We start from the raw sequence: 5,419 nt of genomic DNA, 5'->3' as shown, positions 1-5,419 counted from the left end.
CTGATAGCTGATAGCTGATAGCTAAAACACGTTTTACACTCTGGAGTAATTATGTCTAATTGGATTGATGCGACAGTAAAGTCAATCAAATGGTGGAATGAATCGTTATTTAGCATAACCGTTCACGCCGATGTAGAGCCGTTTAAAGCAGGGCAATTTACAAAGCTCTCTATTATGGACGGTGATAAACGTATCGCTCGCGCCTACTCTTATGTTAATGCACCACAAAGTCCTGATTTAGAGTTTTACCTCATCAATGTGGTTGATGGTTTACTATCTTCTCATTTAGCCACACTCAAACCAGGTGACACCGTATTAATAGAGCGCCGAGCAACTGGCTTTTTTACTCTAGATGAAGTGCCTGCGAGTGAGCAATTGTGGATGCTTAGTACAGGCACAGCTATTGGGCCATTTTTATCAATGTTACAGCAGAGCGAAGTATGGCAAAAATACAAACACATAAATTTAGTGCATGGTGTACGGCAAAATAGCGATTTAAGCTATCAGGAGCTTATTAACAAACTAATAAAATCACACCCTAGTCAACTCAACTATATTCCGGTTGTTAGCCGTGAGATGCCTTTACAAGGCTTAGCAGGCAGAATTACCACTGTGATTGAAAACAACGCTTTATATGAGCACGTCGGGTTATGCGCTACACCAAATAACGCCCAATTTATGCTGTGTGGTAACCCGCAAATGGTTAAAGACACCACAGAGTTATTATTGGCTCAAAATTATAAGCGTAATCGTCGAAAAGAGCCGGGACATATCACGGTTGAACAGTATTGGTAGCTAGCTATAACGTTATAATAACTATCTCAGAGGCCTAAAATTTGCTATGTTGCGCTTTAATTGTATTTAGTCTTCGTACTTAGGAAATCCATGAAATCTTTATTTATTATTTGTGTCTGTTTATTGGCCGCTTTCACGTTAAATAGTCATGCTATAGAGCAATCAACACCGCTGGACGAGACTAAACAAACACAGCAAAAAAATGCAGCGCAACAACAAGACGCGCTTGATACATTAAGCAAAGAGACTAATACACCAAAAAAGCCGGTTGTTGATAAAGTAAAAGCAGATGATTCTAAAGTACTTGGCAGCGAATCAACGAAGCCGGTTGAACAGCCTAAAAGTAAAGTAGATAAAGCACAAGCGGTCGTCGAGGCTGAGCAAGCAGTGACGCAAGCAAAAGAGGCACTTACAGCAAGGCAACAAGCCAAAGCAAAACAGTCTCGTGAGTCACTTGCTGTTATAGAGCAATTAGTTAAAGCCTACAACGCGCGTAACATTGAAGAATTTATTCGTATGTATGATGAAGATGTTGAGTTTTATATTTTCCCGAATGAGCTATTATTTAAAGGTAAAGAAAAATTAATTGCGCGTTATGGCATTATGTTTAAAAAGCTAGAGTGTCTTCACTCATCACCTATTAAGCGTATTGTGCATGGTGACATTGTGATTGACCATGAGCTATCAGAAACCTGCTCTAACGATCCGAACGTGATAGATAAACGTTCAGAGCTTATTTCAAGCTATCAAATTAAAGATGGCAAAGTGGTTAGGGTATTATTTTTTAGGTAATTATTAATTATGCAGCTAAGTGACGAGAAAAAAATTCGTGTAATGTATCGTGTAGAGCCCGGCTGTTTAGGCCCTGAGGGCGCAGACCACATTGAAGACTTTTGTCGCTTTGCGAACAAGCATATTAAGTCGCCTTATTATGCGCAGTTATTATTTTTACCTCGATACGATAAGCAAAAAGATGAGCGGCAATACAGCGTTAAAAACCGCAACTTATCTCAAGTGCAGGCTAAAGCGTATTTAAATCATTTTGAAATCAACATAGAAGACTTTGAAGAGCAGCTCGACGAGCTGCTTACTAAGTCAATAGACTTATACTTTAAACGCTAAGCTCTATTGACCTTTGTTGATTGATATTTGTTTAATCTAGAGGCAGTTCAATTGCGGCGCGAGCTTCTAACCTAGTGGGGTCGATAACTGCGCCTAAGTTATTCTACTGGCTTACATCCTTGTAATAATAAGTAAAAACTGAGCAAAACTTTCGCGTTCTGCTCACGCTTTTTACCACCCTCCCTGTAGGCAACGAAGTTTAGGCTTCGTTTGAAACTATCGCATTAAAGCTGTCGTTATCATGCAGACTGGCAAAGGCACTTTCATGAAGTAGCTCGTTTCGTAAGTTGGGTGAGTATTCAAGAGACATTTTTATATCAGCTAGGGCATCTGCATGTTCATGTGTTAAAGCATACGCACAGGCTCTTTGCCAATAGGCGTAACCATAGTCGCTATCTATATCAATTGCTTGATTACAAAGCTCAATAGCTTGCTCAGTCTCATTTAATTCTAATAAAGCATCCGCTTTGTAGGCAATGGCTTCTACATCTTCTGGTTTACGTTTTAAAATTTCATCGAATATTTCAATTTTATTCGCAATATCACTTTCAAGGTTGGCTCGCATCCATAACGAATGAACTTCATTAGTGATCGATATACGTTCTTGGTTACTGAGTATTTCTTCAGAGCGTACTCGCAGTTTTTCTTCTAATATTTTCAAGCGATCTTCATACTCATCAGTAATAACACTCACTCGGGTGTTTACTATATCTTCTACTTTGTTCTTTACATCACGTAACGAGTTCCAGCCCACTAATACCAAAATAGACGCGGTGGCGGTAATAATAAAAAATACATTATTAATGGTATCTGTGGTGTAGGTAAGCGCCCGATCGGCGGTGTCTAACTGTGCATGCGTAACTTGTTTGGTCACGTCTTCACGCAGTTTTTGTTGATCTTGGCGAACCGACTTTAATTCGTCGAGAATATAACGTTCAAGTAATGGTTTGTACAAAGGGGCTTCTAGCTGTGCTAATTCACGCTGTTGTTGCTCGTTGAGTGCTGCGGTGTTTTTATCAGCAGCTTGCACCGCAGATGAAAAAACACCAATAAATACAATAAATAGTAAAAAATAAAAACGCATTGATATGCCTAGTTAAAAAATTAGTTAATCGCTTTGTTAACTTTAACATGCGCACATCATTGGTACTAGGGTGAGTATAGGGAAGCTGGCATTAACTTGAGTAGCAGTAATTATAGGCAAAAAAAACCAGCCCAAGGTGGGCTGGAAAAAACTACATCAACATATCAAGGGAACAATAGGAGATAGGTGCTATTGTAAGTTTGCCTACCTGAATTTTTACTTAACTAAATTCAAATAGATAAAAATAAAAAATAAAAAAGAAATAAAGGTGCATAAGTAACTTATACACCTTTTATAACTATAATTTCATGGCGAAGGGGGGTATTCCACTGTGCACTTAAGAAAACCTAAGTCACTTTCAAACCCTTCAGCATACATTACGTGGCTATTTTTAATAACGATCATCTATTTTATAAAAAGTTTTAATATTAAGCACACAACTGACAGCACCATCATATTTATAAATGAGAGTAATCGTTTTAAAGCATTACTTTGCCCTAGCGTATCAAAGCAGCTACACGTATATTGAATAAGCAGAGACCATAAACGTCATTCATTTAATGGCAAAAAAATAACAGCGCTCCCAATTGGTGAATGCCAAAAGCAGTAAGCATGGGCGTTTTTATTTATATTTAAAAAGGAGCTCAATATGGATAATCATAAAGCGGGTAAATGCCCGGTTATGCACGGCAGTAATACTACAACCGAAAACACCAATACAGATTGGTGGCCAAACTCACTTAATTTAGACATTCTTCATCAGCACGATAGCAAAAGCAGCCCCTACGACAGCGACTTTAATTACGCCGACGCGTTTAATTCACTCGACCTAGAAGCACTTAAAACCGATTTAAAAGATTTAATGACTCAAAGCCAACCTTGGTGGCCAGCTGATTGGGGGCACTATGGAGGCCTGATGATCCGTATGGCATGGCACTCTGCGGGCTCGTACCGTTTAGCGGATGGCCGAGGCGGTGGTGGTACCGGTAATCAACGTTTTGCACCACTTAATTCGTGGCCAGATAATGCCAACCTAGATAAAGCGCGCCGTTTATTATGGCCAATTAAAAAGAAATATGGCAACAAGCTTTCATGGGCCGATTTAATTATTTTAGCCGGTAATATGGCGTACGAATCAATGGGACTAAAAACCTTTGGTTTTGCCGGTGGCCGTGAAGATATTTGGCACCCAGAAAAAGACGTTTATTGGGGCGCAGAAAAAGAATGGCTTGCGCCAAGTGATGAGCGATATACCCAGGTTGATAAACCCGATACCATGGAAAACCCATTAGCGGCAGTGCAAATGGGTTTAATTTACGTAAACCCAGAAGGGGTAAATGGTAAACCCGATCCGCTTAAAACCGCAGAACAAGTGCGCGAAACCTTTGCGCGTATGGCAATGAACGACGAAGAAACCGCAGCGCTAACGGTAGGTGGCCATACAGTAGGTAAAACGCATGGTAACGGCAAAGAAGAAAACTTAGGCCCAGAGCCAGAAGCCGCCGATGTGCACGAACAAGGCCTTGGCTGGAATAACCATAAAACCCGTGGCATTGGCCGCGATACCATGACCTCAGGTATTGAAGGCGCATGGACAACCTACCCAACTAAATGGGACAACGGCTACTGTAAATTGTTGCTCAATTACGAGTGGGAGCTAACAAAAAGCCCTGCAGGGGCTCATCAGTGGGAGCCGGTTAATATTAAAGAAGAAGACAAACCCGTTGATGTGGAAGACCCATCGATTCGTTTAAACCCAATAATGACCGATGCCGACATGGCAATGAAGCTCGACCCAGCGTACCGTAAAATTATTGAGCGTTTTAATGACGATTTTGAGTACTTTACTGACGTATTTGCCCGCGCATGGTTTAAGTTAACCCACCGTGATTTAGGGCCAAAATCACGTTATTTGGGCGCCGATGTACCAAGCGAAGATTTAATTTGGCAAGATCCTATTCCTGCAGTTGATTACACCCTAAGCGACGCTGAAATAACCGATTTAAAAGCGAAGCTACTTAATTGTGGATTAAGTGAAACCGACTTAATTAATACCGCATGGGATAGCGCACGTACTTATAGAGGCTCCGATCACCGTGGTGGTGCAAATGGCGCCCGTATTCGCCTAGCTCCGCAAAATAGCTGGCAAGGTAACGAACCTGCGCGTTTAGCTAAAGTACTTAGCGCACTTGAAACACTGCAAGCGAGTTTAACTAAGCCTGTTAGTATGGCCGATTTAATTGTACTTGGCGGCACCGCTGCGGTTGAGCAAGCGGCTAAAAAGGCAGGGGTTGATATAACCGTACCGTTTGCCCCAGGGCGTGGCGATGCTAGTGATGACATGACCGACGCAGAGTCATTCGAGCCATTAGAACCAATTCATGACGGTTTTAGAAATTGGCTGAAAAAAGACTATGC

General features: G+C 41.1%; 5 protein-coding genes. 4 read left to right on the top strand and 1 reads right to left on the bottom strand.

Annotated elements, in window-relative coordinates:
* Window positions 1–51 precede the first annotated feature (51 nt).
* The 3 genes from P20439_RS14240 (at window position 52) to P20439_RS14230 (ending at window position 1,917) form a co-directional block, all read left to right on the top strand.
* Window positions 52–795 (top strand): ferredoxin--NADP reductase, encoded by a 744-nt coding sequence (locus P20439_RS14240; protein ID WP_008467894.1) that lies wholly within the window; start codon window positions 52–54, stop codon window positions 793–795.
* Between the two features lie 90 nt (window positions 796–885).
* Entirely contained in the window at window positions 886–1,587 is a 702-nt protein-coding gene (locus P20439_RS14235) for a nuclear transport factor 2 family protein (protein ID WP_008467892.1), read from the top strand.
* A gap of 9 nt (window positions 1,588–1,596) precedes the next feature.
* A complete protein-coding gene (locus tag P20439_RS14230) occupies window positions 1,597–1,917 on the top strand; it encodes a hypothetical protein (RefSeq protein WP_008467890.1) in 321 nt (106 codons plus the stop codon).
* Between the two features lie 199 nt (window positions 1,918–2,116).
* On the opposite strand, the gene P20439_RS14225 is transcribed toward P20439_RS14230, so the two are convergent.
* A complete protein-coding gene (locus P20439_RS14225) occupies window positions 2,117–3,001 on the bottom strand; it encodes a tetratricopeptide repeat protein (protein WP_008467888.1) in 885 nt (294 codons plus the stop codon).
* A 649-nt stretch (window positions 3,002–3,650) separates the two neighbouring features.
* Between P20439_RS14225 and katG the strand changes: the two genes are divergently transcribed.
* On the top strand, window positions 3,651–5,419 hold a 1,769-nt coding region (gene katG, locus P20439_RS14220), incomplete at its 3' end, for a catalase/peroxidase HPI (RefSeq protein WP_036934240.1).

The organism is Pseudoalteromonas sp. BSi20439 (genome assembly GCF_000241165.1).
In the GTDB taxonomy this organism is placed as follows: domain Bacteria; phylum Pseudomonadota; class Gammaproteobacteria; order Enterobacterales; family Alteromonadaceae; genus Pseudoalteromonas.
Note: the sequence above shows the minus strand (reverse complement) of the source record. Positions and strands in the feature narration are given on the sequence as shown.